This window comes from Streptomyces sp. WP-1 (genome assembly GCF_030450125.1).
Lineage (GTDB): Bacteria > Actinomycetota > Actinomycetes > Streptomycetales > Streptomycetaceae > Streptomyces > Streptomyces incarnatus.
The window spans coordinates 1,216,499-1,240,965 of record NZ_CP123923.1 but is presented as its reverse complement, the minus strand read 5'-3'; the positions used below and the strand labels follow the sequence as shown (position 1 = coordinate 1,240,965).

At 74.1% G+C, this 24,467-nt stretch carries 22 protein-coding genes and 1 riboswitch; of the genes, 15 read left to right on the top strand and 7 right to left on the bottom strand.

The window, feature by feature from the left end; all coding sequences use genetic code 11:
• Positions 1-20 precede the first annotated feature (20 nt).
• Positions 21-1,436 carry an amino acid permease gene (locus QHG49_RS05140; protein WP_301487370.1) on the bottom strand — a complete coding sequence of 472 codons (1,416 nt, stop codon included), beginning with the start codon at positions 1,434-1,436 and terminating at the stop codon, positions 21-23.
• A gap of 275 nt (positions 1,437-1,711) precedes the next feature.
• Here QHG49_RS05140 and QHG49_RS05135 point away from each other — a divergent pair, with 275 nt between their 5' ends.
• The 10 genes from QHG49_RS05135 (at position 1,712) to QHG49_RS05095 (ending at position 10,908) form a co-directional block, all read left to right on the top strand.
• Positions 1,712-3,163, top strand: coding sequence for a cytosine permease (locus tag QHG49_RS05135; RefSeq protein ID WP_301487369.1), 1,452 nt, complete (start codon positions 1,712-1,714; stop codon positions 3,161-3,163).
• 99 nt (positions 3,164-3,262) lie between these two features.
• Positions 3,263-3,385, top strand: coding sequence for a putative leader peptide (locus tag QHG49_RS05130; protein ID WP_260864767.1), 123 nt, complete (start codon positions 3,263-3,265; stop codon positions 3,383-3,385).
• Positions 3,386-3,483: 98 nt separating this feature from the next.
• Complete coding sequence (locus QHG49_RS05125; RefSeq protein ID WP_301487368.1) at positions 3,484-4,374, top strand: glutathione S-transferase C-terminal domain-containing protein; 891 nt, start codon at positions 3,484-3,486, stop codon at positions 4,372-4,374.
• 79 nt (positions 4,375-4,453) lie between these two features.
• A riboswitch (SAM riboswitch) is annotated at positions 4,454-4,564 on the top strand.
• A gap of 32 nt (positions 4,565-4,596) precedes the next feature.
• Complete coding sequence (locus QHG49_RS05120) at positions 4,597-4,746, top strand: hypothetical protein (RefSeq protein WP_159706765.1); 150 nt, start codon at positions 4,597-4,599, stop codon at positions 4,744-4,746.
• Positions 4,747-4,969: 223 nt separating this feature from the next.
• Positions 4,970-5,950: an amino acid ABC transporter permease gene (locus QHG49_RS05115; RefSeq protein WP_159706767.1), complete on the top strand. Its 981-nt coding sequence runs from the start codon at positions 4,970-4,972 to the stop codon at positions 5,948-5,950.
• A complete protein-coding gene (locus tag QHG49_RS05110) occupies positions 5,947-6,741 on the top strand; it encodes an amino acid ABC transporter ATP-binding protein (RefSeq protein ID WP_159706769.1) in 795 nt (264 codons plus the stop codon). The genes QHG49_RS05115 and QHG49_RS05110 overlap by 4 nt, the downstream gene beginning before the upstream one ends.
• An 81-nt stretch (positions 6,742-6,822) precedes the next feature.
• Positions 6,823-7,842 carry an ABC transporter substrate-binding protein gene (locus tag QHG49_RS05105; RefSeq protein WP_159706771.1) on the top strand — a complete coding sequence of 340 codons (1,020 nt, stop codon included), beginning with the start codon at positions 6,823-6,825 and terminating at the stop codon, positions 7,840-7,842.
• 83 nt (positions 7,843-7,925) lie between these two features.
• Positions 7,926-8,105, top strand: a complete 180-nt coding sequence (locus tag QHG49_RS34030; protein ID WP_360057829.1) for a putative leader peptide — start codon at positions 7,926-7,928, stop codon at positions 8,103-8,105.
• Positions 8,106-8,309: 204 nt separating this feature from the next.
• Positions 8,310-9,512, top strand: a complete 1,203-nt coding sequence (locus QHG49_RS05100) for an LLM class flavin-dependent oxidoreductase (protein ID WP_301492702.1) — start codon at positions 8,310-8,312, stop codon at positions 9,510-9,512.
• A gap of 19 nt (positions 9,513-9,531) precedes the next feature.
• Positions 9,532-10,908, top strand: coding sequence for an NtaA/DmoA family FMN-dependent monooxygenase (locus QHG49_RS05095; RefSeq protein WP_159706775.1), 1,377 nt, complete (start codon positions 9,532-9,534; stop codon positions 10,906-10,908).
• 105 nt (positions 10,909-11,013) lie between these two features.
• Here QHG49_RS05095 and QHG49_RS05090 read toward each other — a convergent pair whose 3' ends face one another.
• Positions 11,014-12,096, bottom strand: coding sequence for a M12 family metallopeptidase (locus QHG49_RS05090; protein ID WP_301487367.1), 1,083 nt, complete (start codon positions 12,094-12,096; stop codon positions 11,014-11,016).
• 95 nt (positions 12,097-12,191) lie between these two features.
• Here QHG49_RS05090 and QHG49_RS05085 point away from each other — a divergent pair, with 95 nt between their 5' ends.
• Positions 12,192-13,904, top strand: coding sequence for a LuxR C-terminal-related transcriptional regulator (locus QHG49_RS05085; RefSeq protein ID WP_301487366.1), 1,713 nt, complete (start codon positions 12,192-12,194; stop codon positions 13,902-13,904).
• 25 nt (positions 13,905-13,929) lie between these two features.
• Here the strand turns inward: QHG49_RS05085 and QHG49_RS05080 are convergent, their stop codons facing one another.
• A complete protein-coding gene (locus QHG49_RS05080) occupies positions 13,930-16,542 on the bottom strand; it encodes a CHAT domain-containing tetratricopeptide repeat protein (protein WP_301487365.1) in 2,613 nt (870 codons plus the stop codon).
• Positions 16,543-16,616: 74 nt separating this feature from the next.
• On the opposite strand from QHG49_RS05080, the gene QHG49_RS05075 reads away from it, so the two are divergent.
• The 3 genes from QHG49_RS05075 to QHG49_RS05065 are packed head-to-tail and all read left to right on the top strand — an operon-like array spanning position 16,617 to position 19,173.
• Positions 16,617-18,041, top strand: a complete 1,425-nt coding sequence (locus tag QHG49_RS05075) for a S8/S53 family peptidase (protein WP_301487364.1) — start codon at positions 16,617-16,619, stop codon at positions 18,039-18,041.
• A gap of 59 nt (positions 18,042-18,100) precedes the next feature.
• Positions 18,101-18,676, top strand: a complete 576-nt coding sequence (locus QHG49_RS05070; protein WP_145487323.1) for an RNA polymerase sigma factor — start codon at positions 18,101-18,103, stop codon at positions 18,674-18,676.
• Positions 18,673-19,173 carry a hypothetical protein gene (locus QHG49_RS05065; protein ID WP_301487363.1) on the top strand — a complete coding sequence of 167 codons (501 nt, stop codon included), beginning with the start codon at positions 18,673-18,675 and terminating at the stop codon, positions 19,171-19,173. Before QHG49_RS05070 ends, QHG49_RS05065 begins: the two co-directional genes overlap by 4 nt.
• A 12-nt stretch (positions 19,174-19,185) precedes the next feature.
• Here the strand turns inward: QHG49_RS05065 and QHG49_RS05060 are convergent, their stop codons facing one another.
• Together QHG49_RS05060 and QHG49_RS05055 are read right to left on the bottom strand one after the other, a co-directional pair.
• Positions 19,186-20,412, bottom strand: a complete 1,227-nt coding sequence (locus QHG49_RS05060; RefSeq protein WP_159706793.1) for a cytochrome P450 — start codon at positions 20,410-20,412, stop codon at positions 19,186-19,188.
• Between the two features lie 108 nt (positions 20,413-20,520).
• Positions 20,521-21,300, bottom strand: coding sequence for an N-formylglutamate amidohydrolase (locus QHG49_RS05055; RefSeq protein ID WP_159708769.1), 780 nt, complete (start codon positions 21,298-21,300; stop codon positions 20,521-20,523).
• Between the two features lie 75 nt (positions 21,301-21,375).
• Between QHG49_RS05055 and QHG49_RS05050 the strand changes: the two genes are divergently transcribed.
• Complete coding sequence (locus tag QHG49_RS05050) at positions 21,376-21,696, top strand: DUF5713 family protein (protein WP_159706795.1); 321 nt, start codon at positions 21,376-21,378, stop codon at positions 21,694-21,696.
• A 3-nt stretch (positions 21,697-21,699) separates the two neighbouring features.
• Here QHG49_RS05050 and QHG49_RS05045 read toward each other — a convergent pair whose 3' ends face one another.
• Both QHG49_RS05045 and QHG49_RS05040 read right to left on the bottom strand, forming a co-directional pair.
• A complete protein-coding gene (locus tag QHG49_RS05045) occupies positions 21,700-22,839 on the bottom strand; it encodes a homoserine O-acetyltransferase (protein ID WP_201300719.1) in 1,140 nt (379 codons plus the stop codon).
• Positions 22,840-24,150: a bifunctional o-acetylhomoserine/o-acetylserine sulfhydrylase gene (locus QHG49_RS05040; RefSeq protein WP_301487362.1), complete on the bottom strand. Its 1,311-nt coding sequence runs from the start codon at positions 24,148-24,150 to the stop codon at positions 22,840-22,842.
• Positions 24,151-24,467: the final 317 nt, after the last annotated feature.

Sequence of the window (24,467 nt, the reverse complement as noted above, 5' to 3'; positions counted from 1 at the left end):
CCCCGGCCCGAGGGGCGCGGTTACGAGGTCTGCCGCTCGGCCGTCCGGGCCCGCCGGCCCGTCATCACCGCGTAGACGAGGACACCGGCGAAGAGGAACAGCGCGCCCTGGTACACCGCCGCGTAGCCGGCGCCCGCCATCAGCCAGATCGAGAAGGCGGCGGCGACCGAGGTGACCACCGCGTCCCGGACCAGCCGGCCCCGGTCCACCGGGTCGGCGCGGCCGGAGACGAGGTGGAAGAGCTGGGCGGCGGTGGCCAGCAGGTAGGGGACGGTCGCGGTGAAGGTGGTGACGAGGACCAGGACCTCGAAGACCTTGCCGGAACCGGAGAGGTAGTTGTACGCGGTGAGCAGGGACGCCAGCACCACGGTGACGCCGACGCCGACCGTCGGCACGCCCCGGCGGCGCCGGGTGAAGGCGGCCGGGAAGAGCCCGTCGCGGGCGGCGGCGTACGGGGTCTGGGCGCTGAGCAGGGTCCAGCCGTTCAGGCAGCCGACCATCGACACCAGCGCCGCGAGCGCCACCGCCCAGCCGCCCCAGCTGCCGCCGAACATCGCGTTCACGGCGTCCGAGAAGGGCGCGGTGGAGTGGACCAGCCGGTCGTGCGGGACCGTACCGAACACGGACAGCGTGCCCAGCAGGTACACCAGCGCGGCGCCCGCCGTGCCGATCACGGTGGCCCGGCCCACATTGCGCCGGGCGTTCCTGACCTCACCGGCGCTGACCGCCGCGGACTCCACACCGAGGTAGGAGAAGAGCAGCAGCGCGGCGGAGGCGGAGACCGCGCCGATCGCGCCATGGCCGCTGGAGTTGAACGGGCCGAGCCGGGACGGGTCGAAGAAGAACAGCCCGCCGACCGCCACCAGCAGCAGGGGCACGAACTTCAGCACCGTGGAGACCAGCTGCACGGCGCCCACGTACCGGCTGCCGGCGAAGTTGGCGAGCGCGGGCAGCCACTGGATCGCCAGCGCGGCCAGACACGCCGTCCAGCGGTGTCCGCTCACCGGGATCAGCACGTCCAGATAGCCGACGGCGGCAACGGCGAGCGCGGCGTTCGACACCCAGGTGGTGATCCAGTACGACCAGGCCGCGAGGAAGCCCGCGAAGTCGCCGAACGCCCCGCGGGCGTAGACGTACGGGCCGCCGGTGCGCGGATCGCGCGCGGCGAGCCTGCCGAAGGTCAGCGCGAGGGCGATGGCGCCGACGGTCAGCACCCCGAAGGCGACCAGGCTGACCGTGCCGTAGGGGGCGATGGAGGCGGGCAGCAGGAAGATGCCGCCGCCGATGATGTTGCCCATGACCAGCGCGGTGGCCACGGGCAGCCCGAACCGGCGCGCGTGCCGGCTGCCGGACGGGCCCCGGGGGTCCCCCACGGGCGCCGCGGGGCTCTCCGAGGGGGCCGGAGCCGGCGGGGGAGCGGTTCCGGTGACGTGCATGGATGGTGCGCCTCTCATCAAGCCGACGTCCCGGGATCGCCGGGACCCCGTCATGGTCGGCGATGCCCCTACCTGTCGCAAAATCGCCGTTTCTTGTCTCGTCCGGGCATTCCGCGCGCGGAAAAACTGCACCACAGGGGCCCTCGGGCCGCGATATCTCCGGTGCCGTGCGGGCCCTCCGCGATCACCCGGGGTGTCGTCGTCCGCGCTCTCGTCACCGGGCCCGCGCCGGTGCACCATGTGATCCGAGTGACGCGACGGGCGCGGGAGGCGGCATGAGCGGGTCGGCACAGGGCAGAGCGTCCGGGATCGAGGTCCGGTCCATCGACTACGTCCCGCTGGACGAGCGGCACGGCAGACTGTGGCACCTGGGGCCGCTGTGGTTCATGTCCAACGCCCAGATCGCCACCCTGGCCGTGGGACTGATCAGCATCACCGGCGGCGGCAATCTCATCTGGTCGCTGCTGGCCATCGTCGCCGGCACTGTCCTCGGCACCTTCTTCATGGCCTTCCACTCCGCCCAGGGACCCCAGCTGGGCCTGCCGCAGATGATCCAGTCGCGGCCGCAGTTCGGCTACGTCGGCGCGCTCCTGGTGTGGCTCTTCGCCTATGTGCAGTACGCGGGGTTCAACGTCTTCAACAGCATCCTCGCCGCCGACGCCCTGCACACCACGCTGCACGGCGGGGTGAAGCCCTGGGTCCTCGCGGTCACCGTGCTCGCGCTCGTCATCGCCCTGGTGGGCTACGACATCATCCACAAGGCGGAGCGGATCCTGACCTACGTCTTCCTGGTCGTCTTCGGGATCTTCACCGTCGGCATCCTGCTCACCCTGCACTACCCGGCCGGCTCCTTCGACCTCGGCGCCTTCAAGTGGACGCCGTTCCTCGCCCAGTTCGGCGTGGTCGCCGGCTACCAGATCAGCTGGGCCATCTACGTCTCGGACTACTCCCGCTACCTGCCGCCGGACGTGACCGTCCGCAGGACCTTCTACTGGACCTACTTCGGCTCCGCGCTCGGCGGCATCTGGATGATGGTCCTCGGCACCCTGCTCGCGGCCTGGGCGGGCGCGCACTTCGAGACGATCACCTCGATCGACGCGGCCGGTGACAAGGTCTTCGACGGCTTCGGCGCGATCGTGCTGCTCTTCGCCGCCCTGGGCCTGATCTCCGTCACCGCGCTCAACATGTACGGCGGCTCGCTGACCCTGATCAGCGCCATCGACTCGGTACGACGGGTACGGCCGACGCTCTCGACGCGGCTGCTCACCCTCGCTCTCACCGCCGCGCTCTCCGTGATCGGCGCGCTCGCCGCCACCGCCCACTTCCTCGCCGACTTCAACGACTTCCTGCTGCTGGTCCTCTATCTGTTCATCCCGTGGACCGCGGTCAACCTCATGGACTACTACGTGGTGCGCCGGGGCCACTACGCGGTCGCCGAGATCTTCAACCCCCGGGGCATCTACGGCCGTTGGGGCTGGCACGGCATCATCTCCTACCTGGCCGGCTTCGCGGTCATGGTCCCGTTCTTCTCCGTCGGCACCCTCTACGTCGGCCCCGCCGCGAAGGCGCTCGGCGGCGCGGACATCTCCCTGTTCATCGGGCTGCCCGCCTCCGCCCTCCTGTACCTGTGGCTGACCCGCTCCCTCGACGTCGAGGCGGAGGCACGGCTGGCACGGGCGGAGGCGGCGGAGCTGGAACGGGCGGCGTCCGAGCACCGGGAGCCCTGAGCGGCGGTTCCCCGTTCCCGGCGGTGGACACCCTCTTGACGCCGGGCCGAGGGGGATCGAGACTTCCTGGCAGGGAATCCTAGTGAACAGGTAGGGAACATGGCGCGCCTCGAAGCGGTCACCGGCCGAGCGGGCCGGACGCCGACGCGCACCCCGCTGCTCACCTCCCGCCGGCACATCGATCTGCTGCGCGTCAGCAGCGCCCTGGGCGACCCGCGCTGACGCGCTGAACCGCGCCCCTTCGCCGATCCGGCCCTCGCGGCCGCCGTCCGACTGCTCCCGCCGACGCGCCCTCGTACGCCCACGACCCGGGGAGACGCATGTCCATCACTCCGCTCGCCGCCGTCCCACCCGCCCATCGCGTCACCGCGCCCGACTTCCGGGGCCGGCTCGGCCGTGACGCGCGCAGCGGCCACTACGCCGTGCCCCACCGCTACCGCCTGCACCTGTCCACCGCCTGTCCCGAGGGGCTGCGCCTCGCCGTCGGCCACGCCCTGCTCGGCCTGGACGACAGCTGTCCGGTCACCTTCCTGCCCGCCCTCCCGGACGGCCACGACGGCGGCCACGCCCAACTGCGCCCGCTGTACGAGGCCAGCGCCCACCACTACCGGGGCCCGGCGCTCGCCCCCGTGCTCAGCGACGACTGGTCCGGACGCATCGTCAGCACCCACACCCGTGACATCCTGCGCGACCTGGACCGCTTCCCGCGCACCTGCGAGAACCCCCTGTTCCCGCCCGGCCAGGAGTCCGTGATCGAGGCCGTCGATCGGATGTGCGCCGAGGGCATCGAGGAGGCCGCCCAGCGCGCCGGACGGGCCGGCGCCGGCCCGGCGGAGCGGGCCGCCGCGCTCGACGTACTGCTGGACACCCTGGACCGGCTGGAGCAGCGGCTGGCGGGGGAGGAGTACCTGGCCGACGGCAGGCTCACCGCCGCCGACGTCGAACTCTGGGTGTCCCTGGTGCAGTTGGACCTGGTGCACCGCTGCCACCTCGACGCGTCCGCCGTGCAGCGCATCGCCGAGCACCGGGCCCTGTGGTCCTACGCCCGCCGCCTCGCCGGCCACCCCGCCTTCGGCCGCCACCTCGACCTCGACGGCATCGCACGCCGCCACCAGGGCCGGTGCCGGGGCCTGGAGGCCGCCGGAGCCGCCGTCCAGATCCTGGACTGGGCGGCCCACGCGACCGACTCCCCGGACACTTTCCGCAGGTGAGATCGGTCCCGGGGATGTCCACATGACGGACGGACGTTGACATTCGCGGCGCCGACTGGATTACTTGCGGCTCAGATGCGGTCAAGAGCGTCAGCGCCAAGCCCTGGCTCGCTGACCGGCAACCCTCGCGACGCGGTGGGGTGCCCCAGGTGACGACCGGACCGGACGACGACTTCGGTAAGCGCGAGGCCCCACGGGGCCATGACAGTGACAGGTGACGCCATGTACGCAGCTCCCCGGACGGCCCCGAGCCGCCCCCAGGGCTGCGTACCGCCGCGCACCGCCCTGGTCGCCGACCGCGCCGTCGACCTGCTGCGCGTCAGCAGCGCGCTGTGTACCGCGCCGGGCGCGATCCGCGGCTGCCGGGGCTGATTTCCACCGCCACGCCCCGGCGGCCGTAGCCCCGGACATCGGGCCCGCCGCCTCAGCGGCCCGCCCCGCTTCCCGCTCCCCGGATCAACTCCCCTCCCGTTGCCGCGCGTTCCGGCGCGTCCCGCCGCACGCCCCGAGCCGGGCGGCGGGCCGCGGCCCGGTCCGTCGTACCCCGCACCCCCCGCTCCTTCCCGTCACGCCCCGCCCCTCGCCGGAGCCCGCCATGAGCCAACCCCCAGGCGCCGCCGTCTCGCTCGCCGAGGCGCCGCCCGCCGCAGAGCCGTCCAGACCCCTCGCCGCACAGCGCGTCCAGCCGCTGCGCCGGCCCGGCCGGTGGATCGCCACCGCCGTCGTCCTGGTGGTCGTCGCCCAGATCGCGCACGGCCTGGCCACCAACCCGTTCTACCAGTGGGACCGCTTCCGCTACTGGTTCCTGCGGCCCACGGTCCTGAACGGTCTCCTCGTCACCCTCGAAGTCGCCGCCCTGAGCGCCCTGCTGGGCTTGGCCGGAGGCGTGCTGCTGGCCCTCGCGCGGCAGTCCGGGAGCCCGGTGCTGCGCGCCGTCAGCTGGACCTACACCTGGCTGTTCCGCTCCGTGCCGCTGATCGTCGTACTGATCTTCCTCTACAACTTCTCCGCGCTGTACAGGACATTGAGCCTCGGCATCCCCTTCGGACCCGCCTTCGTCACCTTCGACGAGTCCAGGCTCGCCACCGACATGACGGTCGCCGTCATCGGACTCGGCCTCAACGAGGCGGCGTACGCGGCCGAAGTGGTGCGCGGCGGGCTGCTCTCCGTCGACCAGGGCCAGCACGAGGCGGCCGCCGCGCTCGGCCTGCCCAAGGGCTACCAGTTCACCCGGATCGTGCTGCCGCAGGCGCTGCGCTCCATCACGCCCAACTACGTCAACCAGCTCATCGGCCTGGTCAAGAGCACGTCCCTGGTGTTCTACGTGTCGCTGCTCGACCTGTTCGGCTCCGTGCAGACCATGGGCAGCACCTACCCCGGCGACATCGTGCCGCTGCTGCTGGTCGCCACCGTCTGGTACCTGATCCTCACCAGCGCCGTCTCCGTCGTCCAGTTCTACGTCGAGCGGTACTTCGCCCGGGGTGCCACCCGCACCCTGCCGCCGACCCCGCTCCAGAAGGCACGCGCCGGCCTCACCGCGTTCCGGGCCCGGCTGCGCAGGGAGGCCGCCGTATGACCGCCACCGCCACCACCGCCCAGGAGACGGTCCCGGCCGCGCTGGAGGTGCACGACGTCCACAAGTGGTACGGCACCCACCGCGTCCTGGACGGCATCGACCTGACCGTCCGCCCCGGCGAGGTCACCGTCGTCATCGGGCCCTCGGGCTCCGGCAAGTCCACGCTGCTGCGGGTCATCAACCACCTGGAGAAGCCCGAGATCGGCCATGTCAGCGTCGGCGGCGAACTCATCGGCGTCCGCAGCGTGGGCGGCCGGCTCAAGGAGCTGGGCGAGCGCGCGATCCTGGCCCAGCGCGGCCGGATCGGGTTCGTCTTCCAGAACTTCAACCTCTTCCCGCATCTGACCGTCCTCGACAACGTGGCCGCCGCACCCGTCGCCACCGGCCGCCTCGGCAAGGCCGAAGCACGGGAACTCGCCCGGGAGCTGCTCACCCGGGTCGGCCTGGGCGAGCGCACCGGCGCCTACCCGCGCCAGCTCTCCGGCGGCCAGCAGCAGCGCGTCGCCATCGCCCGCGCCCTCGCGCTGCGCCCCGGCATCATCCTCTTCGACGAGCCGACCTCCGCGCTCGACCCGGAACTCGTCGGCGAGGTCCTGTCCGTCATCAAGGACCTCGCCACCAGCGGCACCACGCTGGTCATCGTCACCCATGAGATCGGCTTCGCCCGCGAGGTCGCCGACCGGATCGTCTTCATCGACGGCGGCCGGATCGTCGAACAAGGCCCGCCCGCCGAGGTGTTGGACCGCCCTCGGCACCCCCGCACCCGGGACTTCCTCGCCAAGGTCCTCTGAACCCGCCGCCCCCTCTCCTCCCACCTTTCCCTCTCCGTTCTCCGCTCTCCGCAGACGCACCATCGAACGACAAGGACAGCCATGCCCAGCCACCCCACCCGACGCAGCCTGATACGCGGTCTGTCCGCGGCCACCGTGGCCGCCTCCCTCGCCGGCACCCTCGCCGCCTGCGGCGGCAGCAGCGACGCGGCCACCACGACCGACGCCGCGGGCACGGTGACCGTGGGCCGGGTGTCCAACGGCGCCGCCAGACAGACCGAGTTGAAGGTCTCCGAGGTCAAGTCGCTCAACGCCGAACTGCCCGCCGCCGTCCGCGCGCGGGGCACCCTGAACATCGTCGTGGGCGCGCTGCCCGACGGCTTCCCGCCGCTCGCCTACATCGGCGGCGACCAGAAGACCCTCACCGGTGCCGAGCCCGACTTCGGCCGCCTCGTCGCCGCGGTCCTCGGCCTCAAGCCCCGACTGGCCAACGCCACCTGGGAGAACATGTTCGTCGGCATCGACAGCGGCAAGGCCGACGTCGGCTTCGCGAACATCACCGACACCGAGGAACGCAAGAAGAAGTACGACTTCGCCTCGTACCGCAAGGACAACGTGGGCTTCGAGGTGCTGAAGAGGAGCACCTGGAATTTCGGCGGGAACTACGAGAACCTCGCCGGGAAGACCGTCGCCGTCGACAACGGCACCAACCAGGAGAAGATCCTCCTGGAGTGGCAGAGCAAGCTGAAGGCCGAGGGCAAGAACCTCACCGTCAAGCACTACGCCAGCAAGAACGCCACCTATCTGGCGCTGTCCGGCGGCCGGATCGACGCCTACTTCGCGGCCAACCCCGGTGTCGCCTACCACGTCACCCAGACCGCGAAGTCGCCGGACCCGACCCGCAGCGCGGGCACCTACTCCGGGGCGGGCGCGAGCCTGCAGGGGCTGATCGCGGCCACCACGAAGAAGAACAGCGGCCTCGCCAAGCCCCTCGCGGACGCCATCAACCACCTGATCGAGAGCGGTCAGTACGCGAAGTGGCTGGCCGCGTACAACCTTTCCGACGAGGCCGTGGCGAAGTCCGAGGTCAACCCGCCCGGACTGCCGCTCAGCGATTCCTGAGCGGCCGGCCACAACATCTCCCGCGGCCGCCCCACGCGGCCGGGAACACCGAGTGGGGCCGGGGCGTTGTGCCTCATGACGAGATGGGCGCGGCCGCCGTGCACGCGGCCCGCCGAGCGCGGTGGACGGAGGTGGCGGAGATGACCGGGGACCCGAGGCGCCTCCCGTGCGCGCGCGTCCTGCGCACCGCCCGTTCCACCGTGCTGCACTCCCGGCCCCATATCGACCTCCAGCGCGTGGCCGGCGCGCTCTGTCGCTCCTGACGCTCCCCCTCTGCCCGGTCCCCGCGGCCGCGCGGATCCCTTCGTCCCGCCGCGCCCGCCCGCCGCCGTGCCCCGCCCCCGGCGCGGCCCGGCGCGCCCTCGTACGGACACCCAGGAAGGCGCCAACCCGTGTCCTCTGCCAGCTCTTCCACTCACCCCGACGCCCATCCCCACGCCCACCCCGCCCCCCACTCCGACGCCCGCCTGCACCTCGCCGCCGCCCTCGACGGCACCGGCTGGCACCCCGCCTCCTGGCGCGAGCCCGTCGCCCGCCCCGGGGAGCTGTTCACCGCCGGATACTGGGCCGACCAGGTCGCCGAGGCCGAGCGCGGCCTGCTCGACTTCGTGACCATCGAGGACGGCCTCGGCCCGCAGTCCTCGCACCTGCTGGAGCCCGACGACCGCACCGACCAGGTACGCGGCCGGCTCGACGCGGTGCTCGTCGCCTCCCGCGTCGCCCCGCTCACCCGGCACATCGGCCTGGTCCCGACCGTGGTGGCCACCCACACCGAGCCGTTCCACATCTCCAAGGCGATCGCCACCCTCGACTACGTCAGCACCGGCCGTGCCGGGCTGCGGGTGCGGATCACCGCCCGGCCGGACGAGGCCGACCACTTCGGCCGCCGCGGTGTCGAGCGGATCCGGGCCTACGACAGCCCGGACGCGCGGGGCCTGGTCACCGACCTGTTCGACGAGGCCGCCGACTACGTGGAGGTGGTGCGCAGGCTCTGGGACAGCTGGGAGGACGACGCCGAGATCCGCGACCGCGCGACCGGCCGGTTCGTCGACCGGGACAAGCTGCACTACATCGACTTCGAGGGCCGCTTCTTCAGCGTCAAGGGCCCCTCCATCACACCCCGCCCGCCCCAGGGGCAGCCGCCGGTCACCGCGCTCGCCCACGACACCGTGCCGTACCGGCTGCTGGCCCGGCAGGCCGACGTCGGCTACGTCACCCCGCGCGACGCCGAGCACGCCCGCGCGATCCTGGCCGAGATCCGCGCCGAGCAGGAGAGCGCCGGGCGGGCGGGGGAGACCCTGCATGTCTTCGGGGACCTTTTGGTCTTCCTGGACGACAGCCGGGGCGAGGCCGAGGCGCGGCGGCAGCGGCTGGACGCGCTCGCGGGAGAGCCGTACACCGGCGACGCCTCGGTCTTCACCGGCACGGCGGCCCAACTCGCGGATGTCTTGGAGGAGTTGGCGGGCGCCGGGCTGACCGGGTTCCGGCTGCGGCCCGCCGTCACCGGGCACGACCTGCCCCGGATCAGCCGCGACCTGGTGCCCGAACTCCAGCGCCGGGACCGGTTCCGCACCGCCTACGAGGCGGACACCCTGCGCGGCCTGCTCGGCCTCGCCCGCCCCGCCAACCGCTATGCCGCCGCCACTGCCGCTGCGGCCACCGCCGTCTGAGCCGGAGGACCGTACGACCATGAGCAAGCCGCTGAAGCAGATCCATCTGGCCGCCCACTTCCCCGGCGTCAACAACACCACCGTGTGGAGCGACCCGGCCGCCGGCAGCCACATCGAGTTCAGCTCCTTCGCGCACTTCGCGCGCACCGCCGAACGCGCCAAGTTCGACTTCCTGTTCCTCGCCGAGGGCCTGCGCCTGCGCGAACAGGGCGGTCGGATATACGACTTGGACGTGGTCGGCCGCCCCGACACCTTCACCGTGCTGGCCGCGCTCGCCGCCGTCACCGACCGGCTCGGCCTGACCGGCACCATCAACTCCACGTTCAACGAGCCCTACGAGGTGGCCCGCCAGTTCGCCAGCCTCGACCACCTCTCCGGCGGCCGCTCCGCGTGGAACGTGGTCACCTCCTGGGACGCCTTCACCGGCGAGAACTTCCGCCGCGGCGGGTTTCTGCCGCAGGAGGAACGCTATTCGCGCGCCAAGGAGTTCCTGGCCACCGCGCACGAGCTGTTCGACTCCTGGCGCGGCGACGAGATCCTCGCCGACCGGGCCACCGGCGCCTTCCTGCGGGACGCGCGGGCCGGCGCCTTCGTGCACCGGGGGCAGCACTTCGACATCCACGGCCGGTTCAACGTGCCGCGCTCCCCGCAGGGCCGCCCGGTGATCTTCCAGGCGGGCGACTCCGACGAGGGCCGGGAGTTCGCCGCCGCCGGCGCGGACGCCATCTTCAGCAGGTACTCCCACCTGGAGGAGGGCCAGGCGTTCTACGCCGACGTCAAGGGCCGGCTCGCCAAGTACGGCCGCCGACCGGACCAGTTGCTGATCCTGCCCGCCGCCACCTTCGTACTCGGCGACACCGACGCCGAGGCCGACGAACTCGCCCGCGAGGTGCGCCGCCAGCAGGTCAGCGGCGCCACCGCGCTCAAGCACCTGGAGTTCGTCTGGAACCGGGACCTGTCGGGGTACGACCCGGAGGGCCCGCTGCCCGACATCGATCCGCTGGTGAGCGAGGAGCACATCTCCCGGGGCCGCGCCCAGGTGCGGATGTACCGGGACCCGGTCGCCATCGCGCGCGAGTGGCGGGAGCTGGCCGAGGCCAACAAGTGGTCCATCCGCGATCTGGTGATCAACACCGGCAACCGGCAGACCTTCGTGGGCGCCCCCGCCACCGTGGCCCGGACCATCAACGAGTTCGTGCAGGCGGACGCCTCCGACGGATTCATCCTCGTCCCGCACATCACCCCGGGCGGCCTCGACCCGTTCGCCGACAAGGTGGTCCCGCTCCTCCAGGAACAGGGCGTCTTCCGCGCCGACTACGAGGGCACCACCCTGCGCGACCATCTGGGCCTGGCCCACCCCGACGCCACCGCCCCGGCCGAGCGGGCCGCCTCGTAGCCACCGGCAGGGCACCGGCGCGGGCGCGTACGTCACCTCCCCCGTGGGTGACGTACGCGCCCGCTCCCCCGGAGCCGGGCCCCGGGCCGTGCCGCCCGCGTGTGCTCACCAGCACATCACCGCCGTCTGCCCCGCCCCCCAGACGGAGTAGACGCGGACGCGGACGAAGTAGCGGCGTCCCCGGACGAGCCGCACCCGCAGCCGGGCGCTGTCCGGAGTGCCGCCGTCGTCGTGGCCGGCGAGGAAACGCGGCTCCCCGTCCCGCTCCTCGAAGACCACGAGCACGGTGTCGGCGTCGCCGAAGGTCCCCACGGTGTAGTCGCGGGTCCCCGTCGGCTCGACGACGAAGTCCGCCTGCTCGCCCGGACCCAGGCCCAGCGGTGCCGAACGGAACGGCACCAGCGGGTCGGGTCCGGGCGCGGTACCCGGGTACCAGCGCAGGACGAACTCCCGGTCCCGGTCCGAGGGTCGCTCGGCCGGACGCAGCCCCCCGCGGTACTGCTCCGGCTCCAGCACGAGCCCCGGACCGAACGGCAGGGCCATCACCGAGCGCGGGTCCCACACCGCGCCCCTGGACTCCCCGGCGTCCAACGCCCGCAGGACGTTGGTGTACGCCGTCTCCCGGCTCCAGTGGTTCGGCGGCCCCGCCAACTCCGCGTAGACGGCCTCGTCGTCCCAGTGCAGCCCGGCGCAGGGGTTCTGGTGCTCGTGCACCAGGCCCAGCGCGTGCCCGATCTCATGCAGGACCGTGCCGCGCTCCCCCTGCGCGGTCACGTCCCAGCCGAGATTCATGGTGCGCTCGCCCCGGCCGACGGCGAGGGCCTCGCGGCCCACCGCCGACCAGGAACCCCCGCCGCTCTGGAACCCGATCCGCAGCTCGGCCTCCCCCCGGTCGCCGACCTCCGCGAAGGCGACCCCGATGCCGAGCGCCTCCCACTGCGCGAAGCACTCGCGGACCACGTCCAGCTGCTCCTTGCCGCCCGCCCACGCCACCCGGCGCAGCTCCCCGGTCCCGGGGACCGGGATCACCGAGGCGTCGTGGTCGGTGTCGAGGAAGCAGTAGTGCAGGACCGTGCCGTTGACCCACATGCGCCGTCCGGCGAGCAGCGCGGCCTGCCGTTCGGCGGTCAGCCCCGGTCCGAAGGACGGGGCCGGCTGCCGCGACAGCGAGCACAGGCGTCGGGTCATGCGGCCAGCGTGCCCGTCCCGCGGCCGCGGGCGCCTGAGTCGAGGGCTACTCAAGTCGCCCTGTATCAAACCTGAGTACGCGTGCTCTGGTTGGTGTGAGGACTTACGAGCAGGACGCGAGGACTTTCGAACTGCCCTGGCCGTTCACCGGCCGGGAGGACGAACTGGAGCTGGTGCGGGGGGCGACGGCCGCGGGCCGGCGCGGTGTCGTGGTGACCGGTCCGGCCGGGCGCGGCAAGACCCGGCTGATCACGGAGGCGGTCCGGGGCACCGACCACGTCCGGGTGACCGGCACGCCCGAGGCCCGCCATCTGCCCCTCGCGGCGTTCGCGCACCTCTTGGACGGCACCGGCTCGCTGCCCGGCGTGGTGCGGGCCCTGTCCGGCGTCCGGCTCCTCGTCGTGGACGACGCCCATCTGCTGGACGAGGACTCCGCCGCGCTGGTCCACCAGCTGGCCGCGAACGGGCGCACCCGGCTGGTCGTGGCCGCGTGCGACGAGACGGCGCCGCCCGGCGCGGTCTCCCGGCTGTGGGCCGGGGAGCTGCTGCCCCGGCTGGCCCTCGCCCCGCTGCCCGAGGAGGACACCGCCGCCCTCCTCGGCGCGACCGGCTTCGAGGCGCTCACCGTGCGGCGGCTGCACCGGCTGTGCCGGGGCGATCTGCGGCTGCTGCGCTCCCTGGTGGCCGCGCTCGTGGCGGGGGAGGGCCTGCTCGCCGTCCCCGGCACCGGTGAGCGCGCCTGGCGCGGGCCGCTGCCCCTCACCCCGGCCGTCCGCGACCGGCTCACGCCCCTGCTGGAGCACCGCACACCCGGCGAGCGCGAGATCCTGGAACGCCTCGCCTTCGCCGAGCCCGCGCCGCTGCCGCTGTACGGCCTCGACCTCGACGTCCTCGAAGGGCTGGAGACGGCCGGCCTGATCGCCGTGGACGACGCGGGCGGGGCCGCGCTCGCCGACCCGCTGCACGGACCGGCGCTGCGGGCGGTGACCGGACGGCTGCGCGCCCGCAGGCTGAGCCGGGCCGGAGCGGACCGAGGCGCCGCGCTCGAAGCCGAACAGGGATGTCTGGAGGGGCGGTTGGCCGAGCTGGACGTACGGCCGCCGGCCACACCGGTGGGGGACTGGGTGGTGGCCGAGGGGCAGCCGGTGCCGGCCGGGTACGCGGCCGTCCGGGCCCGGTTCGCCCGGCTGGGGGGCGCGGTGCGGGACGCCGCCGCATGGGCGCGGGAGGGGCTGCGATGGGCGCCGGGGGACGCCGGGTGCGTGGCGGAACTCGCCCTGGCGCAGGCCGAGTCGGACGAATCAGGGCGCGGCTTCGCCGAGGGGGACGCGTACGCGCGCTACGGGGCCGTACGCGTCGGGCGGCCCGCAGGCGCGCTCCCCGCGGGCAGTGTGCTCGCGCGGCACGCCGAGGCGCTGGCGCGGGGGGACGGGGACGCGCTGGACCGTGCCGCGACCGCCCTGGCGGAGCGCGGGTTCCTGCTGTTCGCGGCGGAGGCCCACGCCCAGGCCGTACGCGTCCACCGCGACCCCCGGGCCGGGCGCCGCTCCCGCACCCGGGCCCTCGCCCTCGCCCGCCGCTGCCAGGGCGCGCGCACCCCGGCACTGGCCGACCTGGTGCTCGGCGAACTCACCGCGCGGCAACGGCAGGTGGTGGCCCTGGCGGCGGCGGGGCTGAGCAACCGGGAGATCGCCGAGCGGCTGACGCTGTCCGTGCGGACGGTCGGCAACCATCTGTACAGCGCGTACACGCGGCTGGGTACGGGCGACCGGGGCGCGCTGCCCTGCCTGCTGGACAGGTCGGCCTGACCGACTCGCGCCCCGCCCGGCCGGCCTACGCCGCCCCGAACGCCGCGAAGGCCCACCCCGTCGCCTGGTGCACCGTGTCGGACGGCAGGGTGGTCCGCGCGTCCCGCAGCGACTCGGCCAGCGAGAGGCCCGCGGTGAGGCCCTTGTGCAGGGCGAGCATCAGCGGGATCACCGCGGCGTCGTTGACCGGGGCGCTGCTGGCGACCACCCCGGCCGTGCCCAGCGGGAGCAACGCCGTGACCAGACCGAGGAGTTCGTCGGCGCCGACCGAGGCGAGCCGCGCGGTGTCGCAGCTGGAGAGGATGATCCGGTAGGGGCTGCGGGCCAGGCGCTCGAAGTCGTGCACGATCAGGGGACCGTCCGACATCCGCAGCGCGGAGAACAGGGGGCTGTCGGCGCGGAAGGTGCCGTGGGCGGCGAGATGGGCGAGCCCGGCGCCGTCCAACTCGGACAGCACCCGGGGGACTTGGGCGTCGTCACCCTCCAGGACCGTCGCCGTGCCGTAGCGGTCGGCGAGTTCGGGCACCTCCGCGCCGCCCGTGGCGAGACCGGGCCCGCGCACCAGGACGGTGCGGCCGTCGCGCGGCGGCTCCGTCTCCCGGGCCCGCAGCCAACTGCCCGCCGACGGCGACACGCTGAGCACCCGGTCGCGCAGCGCGGGCAGCAGCGCCCACGGCACCCGGTGCAGCGCGCCCGGCGGCACGATCACCACCGGGCCCGCGCCCAGCTGCGGCACCGCCCCGGCCAGCAGCAGCTCCTGGAGCCGGGCGCCCGCCGCCTCCACCAGCGGCAGCCGCGCCTCCGCGCCCGGGTGCGCGAGCCTTCGCAGCCCCGCCTGCACGTACTCCGCCTCGGCCACCGCGTCCGCGAGCGGGCCGCCGACGAACCGCCGCACCCTGCCCCGGCCGCACAGCAGCACATGCACCCGCCCGTCCACCACGGCGAGTTCGACCAGCCGGTCCTCGCCGAGCCGGTCCAGCAGCCGGGACACGTCGAAGCGGGCCTCCTCGTGCGGGGCGGAGCCCCGGATATGGCGGGTGCGGGAGCGGATCTCCCGTTCCAGGCGCCGCTGTTCGCGCTCCAGGGCCGGCACCGGACGGCCCTCCATCCGGGACTCCTCCGCACGGGCCGCGATCTCCCGGTACGCGGTCAGGCCGCTGAGCAGCGCCGCGTCGGCGGGCGGCCGGGTCGGCGGGGTGGACAGCACGGTCGCCCGCCACCGCTCGCTCCACTCCAGCAGCCGCCGGGGCCCGCCGTGGGTGAGGCTCGCCTCCTGGGCCAGCGCGGCCAGTTCGGCGCCCTGCGCGGTCACATGGGCGCGCAGCTCCGAGGCACCCAGCGTCATCCGGTGGTCGTCCAGGACGTCCAGACCGCGCCGGCACGCCTCCAGGACACCCCGCCGGGACCCGGCGGCGCGGGCCCGCAGCGCCTGCGCCGCCCAGCCGGTCACCCGGGCCGTGGGCGGTCCGCCCCGGCGGCTGCGGGCGGCGACCGCCAGATGCCGTTCCGCGTCCGCCGTCCAGCCCAGCGCCAGCGCGATCCGGCCCGCGAGCAGCGAGGCCTCGGGGGCCGCGGGCGAGCCGAAGGAGGCCAGCCGCTCGGCCACCGCCGCCGCGTCCCCGACCAGCCGCCCCGAGCGCCGCCCGGCCGCCACCCGCGCCTCGATCAGCACCAGCCGGGCGTGCGTCTCCCACCACAGCCGCCGCTGCGCCGCGAACAGCCGTACGGCGACGGCCGCGCGGGCGATCGCGGTGTGCGCGTCCCCGGCCGAACGGGCCGCCCGCGCGGCCGCCAGCAGCAGCTCGGCCTTGCGGGTGGACTGACCGCCGAGCCGGTCCAGCAGGGCGATCGCCGCGTCCGCCTCCGCCAGCGCCTCCGGGGCGAGCCCCGCGGCCATCAGCACCTCGCAGCGCCGTACCGACAGCATGTAGGGGGGCGTGCCGAGCTTCGCGTACCGCTCCTCGGCCTCGTCGAGCAGCCGCAGCGCGCGGGGGATGTCCCCGGAGCGGAACGCGGCCAGGCCCCGGCTCTCCACCGCGTCCGCCTTGTCGTGCTCCTGGCCCGTGGTGTCCCACAGCCGCTCCGCCGCCGTGAAGTCCGCGTCGGCCCGCTCCACCGCGCCGAGCGCCAGATGCACCGTGGCCCGCAGGGTCAGCGCCCGCGCGGTCCAGATGTCGTCGCGCACCTGCCGCAGCACCGGCAGCGCCCGCCGTACGTCCTCCAGCGCCTCCGGGTGATGCCCCAGCACCCACCAGACGTACGCCCGCCGGTACAGCACCCGGGCCCGGGTGTGCCCGGTGCCCCGCGCGACGCCCCGCTCGAAGGAGGCGAGCCCCTGCCGTGTGCGCCCCGCGTGCACCAGTGCGACCCCCAGGGTCGCCAGCACATCCGCCTCCCGGTCGGCGGAGTCGGCGCGCGCGGCCAGGTCCCGGGCCCGGCGCAGATGCGTCAGCGCGATCCGCAGATCGCCGAAGTCCCGCTGCCAGATGCCGAGGACCTGGTGGGCGATGCTGGCGGGCAGCGGCGCCGGGGCGGAAGCGAGCAGCAGTTCGGCGCGCGCCCGTGCCTCGCCGGGGTCGGCGAACACCAGGGGCAGCAGTTGGAGGGCCGCTTCGCTTCCCGCTGTCACGCCTCGCATGGTAGTGGCCTGTATCAGACGGCGGACCGGCGGCTCTCACTGTCGTACACCGCCGCACAGGGGGAGGACACGGCATGGCACTCCAGCGATTCCGCGAGCAGTTCGATCACATCCAGCGCTCGATGCCCGACGTCCCGTTGGCCATGGGCCCGGACGACGACGCCCATCCGCTGTACGAGAAGGGGGTCGTCCTCGCCCGGTCCGGTGAGGAGGCCCGCGCCGTGGAGGACGCGGTGCGCGCCCACTTCACCGAGACCCGGGGGCTGCTCCCCGACCATGTGCGCCGCGACGGCCCGGACGGCGGCCGGGGCGGGGTCACCCGCATCCGGGTCGGCGCCCCCGACCTCGGGGACGACGTCGTGCCGCACGCCCTGGGCGCCCTGCGGGCCGCCGAGGAGCGGCACGGACGCCGGCTGGTCAGCCGCAACCACGTGGTGCACATCGCGGTCAACGCCTGCCCCGGGGACGAACCGGTGCCCATCGCGCGCTCCGCGGCGCCCAACCCGGCCGCCGCCGGCACCGCTCACGACCCCGGCACCGCCGTCCGCGTCCTGGTCGTCGACACCGGCCTGGTGCACGACCACCACGCCTACCCGCTGCTCGCCCACACCACCGGCGACACCCAGGCGGCCGAGACCGACGACGGCGGGGTGCTGCGCCAGTACGTCGGCCACGGCACGTTCATCGCGGGCATCCTCGCGGCCGTCGCGCCCAACACCGACATCACCGTCCGCGGCACCCTCAACGACGCGGGCGCCGTACTGGAGTCGGAGTTCGGCGCCCGGCTCTTCGAGGCCGTCGACGGGGCCGGCTGGCCCGATGTGATCAGCCTCTCCGCGGGCAGCCCCGCCCCGGGTCTGCACGGGCTGCTCGGCCTGGACGCGTTCATGCGCGAACTGCGCGAGCAGCGCACCCTGCTGGTCGCCGCCGCCGGGAACAACGGCAGCGACGTGCCGTTCTGGCCCGCCGCGTACTCGGCGCTGCCCGAGTACGCGGACAGCGTGGTGTCGGTCGGCGCGCTGCGCTCGGACGGCGAGGGCTCCGCCTGCTTCAGCAACCACGGCCGCTGGGTACGCGTCTTCGCCCCCGGCGAGCGCCTCACCAGCGCCCTCACCGGCTTCGGCACCCCGGTGCCGTACCTCTACCAGCACTCCACCTACGACGACTGCCGGTACGGCTTCGACTACTCCTGCACCTGCCAGTACCCGCGCCACACCGGCGCGTTGAGCGAGGCGCGGGAGAGCAGCGGCGGCAAGCCGGACCAGGTGATGTTCGACGGGTTCGCGCAGTGGAGCGGCACCTCCTTCGCCACCCCGGTCGCCGCCGGGCTCGTCGCCGCCCTGATGACGTCCGAGCGCGAGCGCGATCCGCGCACGGCGGGCGCCCGGCTGCTGGCGGACGCGACCCACCGCACCGACGTCCGCGGGGCGAAGGTGCGCGCGCTGCGGCCGCCCACCTGGCGCCCGGTCCCGGTCACGGCCCCGGCGCTGCCCGCGTGAGCGCCGGAACCCTCCGTTCCACGGCGTACCATGACGAGCCCTATACGAGGGGTGCAGCCGTGGACCGAACAGAGGTCGGCGCGCTCGTCCGGTCCGCCGTCGACGGGGACGCCGCGGCCTGGAAGGCGCTGGTGGAGGGCATGAGCCCGCTGGTGTGGTCGGTGGTGCGCGCCCACCGGCTCTCCGACGCGGACGGGCACGAGGTCTACCAGACCGTGTGGTTCCGCTTCGCCCAGCACCTGGGGCGGATCCGGGAACCGGACAAGACCGGCGCCTGGCTGGCGAGCACCGCCCGCCACGAATGCCTGAAGGTCATCAAGGGCATGACGCGGCTCACCCTCACGGATGATCCGCAGGTCCTGGACCGGGCCAGCGACGACCGTACGCCGGAGCAGACACTGATCGACTCCGAGGAGGCGGCGGACCGGGCCGAACGGGTCCGCCGTCTGTGGCAGGAGCTGGACGGACTGGGCGAGCGCTGCCGTCAGTTGCTGCGCGTGCTGGTGTCCTCACCGCCGCCCAGCTATGTGGAGATCTCGGCCGCGCTCGGCATCGCGGTCGGCAGCATCGGCCCCCTGCGCCAGCGTTGTCTGCGCAGGCTGCGGGCCCGGATGGACCAACGGGGTGCGGCATGAACAAGGACAACGGGTTCCCGTACGACGGAGCGGACGGGGACGGAGACGGGCCGGCGGACGCGCTCACGGCGGACACGCTGCTGGAGGAGGAGCTGCGGCAGGCCGCGGCCGTCCTCGACCCGGTGCCCGACCTCCTGCGCCAACTCGCGCTGGAGGCCTACGCCTTGCACGATCCGGACGCGCGGATCGCCGAGCTGACCTTCGACTCGCTGGTGGACGCGCTGCCGGTGCGCGGGGCCACCGGGGCGCCGCGCATGCTGACCTTCCGCGCGGGCGCGCTCACCGTCGACGTCGAGGTCACGGGGGACGGGCTGATCGGGCAGGTGCTGCCGCCGGGTTCGGCGCGGATCGAGGTGCTCGGCGGTCCGGGCGCCGCCCGCCCGGTCGCCGTCGACACCCTCGGCCGCTTCACCAGCGACGACCCGCCCCGCGGGCCCTTCGCCCTGCGGCTGCGCACCGGCACGGAGGTGATCGTCACGGAGTGGCTGCGGGCCTGAGCGGCGACCGGCTCACCAGGTCACCGGCAGGGTGCGCGGCCCCCGGATCATCGTCTGCTGCCGCCACCGGACCTCCTCGGGCGGCACGGCGAGCCGCAGCCCCGGCAGCCGCTCCAGGAGCGTGTCCACCAGCAGCTCCAGCTGGAGGCGGGCCAGGACCGCGCCGGTGCAGTAGTGGTGGCCGTTGCCGAAGGCGACATGCGGGTTGGGGTCCCGGTCCGGGACGATGCCGTCCGGGTCCGGGAAGACCTCCGGGTCGCGGTTGGCGGCCAGGTAGGAGACGTAGACCGCCTCGCCCGCGGCGATCCGGTGCCCGGCGATCTCCACGTCCTCCAGGGCGATCCGGGCGAGTCCGACGGTGCTGCGGTGCGGGATCCAGCGCAGCAACTCGTCGAACACCGGGCCGCGTTCGTCGGGCCGTGCGCGCATGCGCGCCATCAACTCCGGCCGGGTCAGCAGCAGATAGAGCATCTGCCCGCAGTTGTGGGTGACCGCCTCGCCGCCGATCTGGAGCGGTCCGGCGAGCCCGACGGCCTCCTCCTCACCGATCTCACCGCGCGCCACGGCGCCCCCGAGCATCGAGTAGACGTCCTCGCCGGCGCTGCGGGCGCGGGCCCGGACGATCTCGGTGATCCAGCCGTACAGCCCGTTCTTGGCCCGGTCCGCGGCCTCCGCGCCCCCGCACAGGGAGATGATCTGCCGCGTCCAGTCGTGCACCTGCTCCCGGTCGGTCTCGGGGACGCCCATCACCTCGCTGACCACGTACAGCGGGAACGGCTCCAGCACCCGCTCGACCAGGTCGGCGGGCGGGCCCTCGCGGACCACGCCGTCCACCAGCTCGTCCAGGATCTCCTGGGCGCGGGGCCGCAGCCGCTTCATCGCGCCGACCGTGAAGGCGCCGGCGATGGGCTTGCGCAGCCGGTTGTGGTCCGGCTGGTCGGCCCAGGCGAGCGAGCCGGGGCGGGGCGCGAAGTTCGGGGCCAGCCGGGTGACCCGGCCGCGGGCGACCTCCGCGCGGCTGAACCGCGGATCGTTGGTGATCAGCTTCACGTGCTCGTAGCGGGTGGCCAGCCAGGCCCAGCCCTCGCCGAAGGGCAGCCGTATTCGGGTCAGCGGCCCCTCGCGCACCAGTCCCGCGAGCACCGGGTCGAACTCGGTGCCGTCCAGGTCGATCGCGGGCCAGTCCCGGACGGGGGGCGGTTCCTGGCCGGTGGGCGCACTGGTCTCCATGGTCGTCATGCCCTCCACGATGGGCCGGGGCGCGGCGGGTGTCGTGCGGGACTGCTCCAGGCGGAGGGTGTACGGGCCGCCGACCGGCGTGGCTGCGGTGCATTCCGCCGGGACCGGCTAGAGCGCGTCGGCCAGCGCGGCCAGCGCCGCCGCGAGCCGGTCGAGCCCAGGGCCGGCCGGTCCGCCGGGCTCGTCCATGTAGGTGTCCCGCCGGATCTCGATCATCAGCGCCTCCACGCGGGGGTCGGTGCCGTAGTACTCCAGCGGCACATAGGTCCCGGCGAACGGGCTGTCCAGCCCCGTCTCCCCGCACTCGGCGAACGCCTCGCGGGCGGCGGCGAGCAGTCTCGACGGGGTGTGGAAGGGGTCGGTGCCCAGGCACACCGGCGGGCGCGGGCCGTCCCCGTGCAGCTCGTAGGGGAGCGCCCGCGCCGGGTAGGAGTGCACGTCCACGATCACGGCCCGCCCGGTCGCCGCCAGCCGCCCGGCCACGGCCCGCGTCATGGCCTCGGCGTACGGCCGGAAGTAGCGTGCGACCAACGGCTCCGGGTCGGTGTCCGCGGGCCGCAGCCGCACGCGGTGCGTGGTGTGCGTGTACACGGCGCCCATCCCGGCGGCGAGCATCTCCTCCCGCTCGTCCGGGAACCGCTCCGGGTCCACCACCAGCCGCGACAACCGATTCACGAACCGCCACGGCGCGCGCCCGGCCGCCCCCGCCGCCCGCCCGGCCAGCTCGGCGGTGTGCGCGTCCGTGATGTGGTCCAACTCCCGCTCCAGCGCGCTGTCGTCCAGCAGGATCCCGGCCCGGACGTCCTCGGGGATCGCGCGGGCGGAGTGCGGCACATGCAGCAGGACGGGGGAGTCGGGTGCGCCGGGCAGGAGTTCGAACGCGGGCATCGGCGGCTCCCGGGCGTCGGCGGTGGCGTCTTTGTCGGTGGCGTCGTTGTCAGTGGCGTGGTGCAGGATCGCGGTATGAAGGAACATACATTCCTGGCGGCGCTGTACCGGGACGCCTACTACCCGGACCACGTCCTGGACAAGGCCCGGTCGATCCTGCTCGCCCTGTGCGCCCGCATCGAGGCCGAGCGGCCCGCCGACCTGCCCGCGCTCTACCGGCTCACCCACGCGGCCACCGAGGAGTTCAACGCGCTGGAAGCCGAGTTCGAGGCCGCCGGCAGCGGGATCGAGACCGTGGCCCGGGACGAGATAGGCGGCGAGTTCGGCTGCATCGCGCATGCGTACGGCTTCGAGGAGGCGGACGTGGAGGAGCTGATCGCCCCGCGCGAGTGGTGACGATCAGCCCAGCAACTCCGTGACCAGCGAGCCCACCTGCTCCGTCTCGATCAGGAACCCGTCGTGCCCGTACGGCGATTCCACCACCCGCGTCCGGTCGGCGCCCGGGATCGCGGCGGCCAACTCGTGCTGCTGGGCGAGGGGGTAGAGGCGGTCGGAGTCGACACCGGCGACCAGCGTGGGGGCCGTGATGCGGGCGAGGGCCGGGCGCAGGCCGCCCCGGGAGCGGCCGGCGTCATGGGCGTTCATGGCCTCCGTGAGGACGACGTAACTCGCCGCGTCGAAGCGTCGTACCAGCTTCTCGGCGTGATGGTCCAGGTAGGAGTCCACCTGGTAGCGGCCGCCCCGCCAGGGGTCCTCCGGGTCCTGCGGGGTCCGGCCGAAGCGGGCGGCCAGCTCCGGTTCGCTGCGGTAGGTGACGTGGGCGAGCCGGCGGGCGAGGCCGAGGCCGGTGTGGGGGCCGCGCGCGGCATCGTGGTAGTCGCCGCCCCGCCAGTCGGGGTCCGTGCGGATCGCGCGCAGCTGGATGCCCGCCCAGGCGATCTGCTCCGCGCTCGCCGCCCCCGTCGTGGCGAGCAGCAGCAGCGACCCGGTGCGCTCCGGGTACGACACCGCCCACTCCACCGCCCGCATCCCGCCCATCGAACCGCCCGCCACCAGGGCCCAGCGGTCGATGCCGAGCGCGTCCGCGAGAGCCGCCTCCGCCGCGACCTGGTCCCGCTGGGTGAGGAACGGGAAGGCGCCGCCCCAGGCCCGGCGGCCGTCCGGACGCGCCGAGGACGGGCCCGTGCTGCCCTGGCAGCCGCCCAGCACATTGGGGGCCACCACGAACCACCGGTCGGTGTCCAGCGGCCGTCCGGGCCCGACCAGCGGCTCCCACCAGCCGGGCGTGGGGTGCCCGGGCCCGGCGGGACCGGCGACATGGCTGTCACCGGTGAGCGCGTGCAGCACCAGCACCGCGTTGGACGCGTCCGGCGCCAGCCGCCCCCAGGTCTCGAACGCCAGCCGTACGCCGGGGAGTTCACCCCCCGCCTCCAGCGGCAGCGGCCGGCCGGCCGTGAACCACCGCCGGTGGCCCGGCGGGTCCCCCTCCCGCCAGGCCCCGGTGGCCGGCACCCGCTCGGCCGCCGTGACCGCGCCCACCTACGCGCCCTTCGCCGCGCGGAAGCCGGCCTCCAGATCCGCCTTGAGATCGGCCAGGTTCTCGATGCCGACCGACAGCCGCACCAGACCCGGCGCCGTGCCGGTGGCCGCCGCCTCCTCCTCGGTGAGCTGGCTGTGCGTGGTGGACGCCGGGTGGATGATCAGACTGCGTACGTCGCCGATGTTCGCGAGATGGCTGAACAGCTCGACCGCGTCCACGAACCGCTTGCCCGCCTCGATCCCGCCGCGCAGCTCGAAGGAGACAATGGCCCCGGCCCCGCGCGGCAGGTACTTCTGCCCGGCCTCGTACCACGGGCTGGACTCCAGGCCCGCGTAGTGGACGCTCGCCACCTCGTCGCGCCGCTCCAGCCACTCGGCCAGCGCCTGCGCGTTGGCGGTGTGCCGCTCAAGGCGCAGGCTCAGCGTCTCCACGCCCTGGAGCAGCAGGAACGCCGAGTGCGGGGCGAGCGCCGGGCCGAGGTCGCGCAGCAGCTGCACCCGCAGCTTCACCGCGTACGCGCCCGGTCCGAGCGCCGGCCAGTAGCGCAGCCCGTGATAGCTCGGGTCCGGCCCGCTGAAGTCCGGGAACCGGTCCGCGTGGGCGCCGAAGTCGAAGGTGCCGCCGTCCACCACCACACCGGCGACCGCGGTGCCGTGCCCGCCGAGGAACTTGGTCGCCGAGTGCACCACGATGTCCGCGCCGTGCTCGATCGGCCGCAGCAGATACGGGGTCGGCACGGTGTTGTCCACGATCAGCGGCACCCCGGCCGCGTGCGCCACGTCCGCGACCGCCCGTACGTCCAGCACATTGCCGCGCGGGTTGCCGAGCGACTCGGCGAACAGCGCCTTGGTGGTGGGCCGGATCGCCGCCCGCCAGGCCTCGGGGTCGTCCGGGTCGTCCACGAACGACACCTCGATGCCGAGCCGCGCCAGCGTGTGCCGGAAGAGGTTGTACGTGCCGCCGTACAGCGCCGTGCTGGAGACGATGTGGTCACCGGCGCCCGCCAGGGTCAGGATCGCCAGGGTCTCCGCGGCCTGCCCCGAGGCCAGCGCGACCGCCCCGACCCCGCCCTCCAGCGCGGCGACCCGCTGCTCGAACACGTCCGTCGTGGGGTTGTGGATCCGGGTGTAGATGTTGCCGGGCTCGGCCAGCGAGAACAGGTCGGCCGCGTGCTGGGTGTCCCGGAACACGAACGAGGTGGTCTGGTAGACGGGGGTGGCCCGTGCGCCGGTCGCGGGGTCGGGGGCGGCGCCCGCGTGGATCTGCTTCGTCTCGAAGGACCAGGCGGCGGTGTCGGGCTGCGTGCTCATGGTGCGGGCTCCTCGTGCGCGGGAGGCGGTGACGTGGCACGAGGCAACCACGCGCGTACGCCGGCCGACAGGCTTACGCGCGAGGCGACATGAGGACGTCATGGACGACACGCGGCCGCAATGCTCCCGACACGGGGACCCGACACGGGAGCGGCCCGGAGCGATCGTCCATGCGGCGCGCCCGGGGCGATCGTCTTAGCCGGGTACCGGTTGTCACCGTCCCGTCACAGCCTCGGGGCCGGTGTAACCCGTGCTCCCGGACCGCTGTCTGTCCCGATGTCAGCAGATCTTCGCAGCATTCGTAGCAGAGGAAGCTC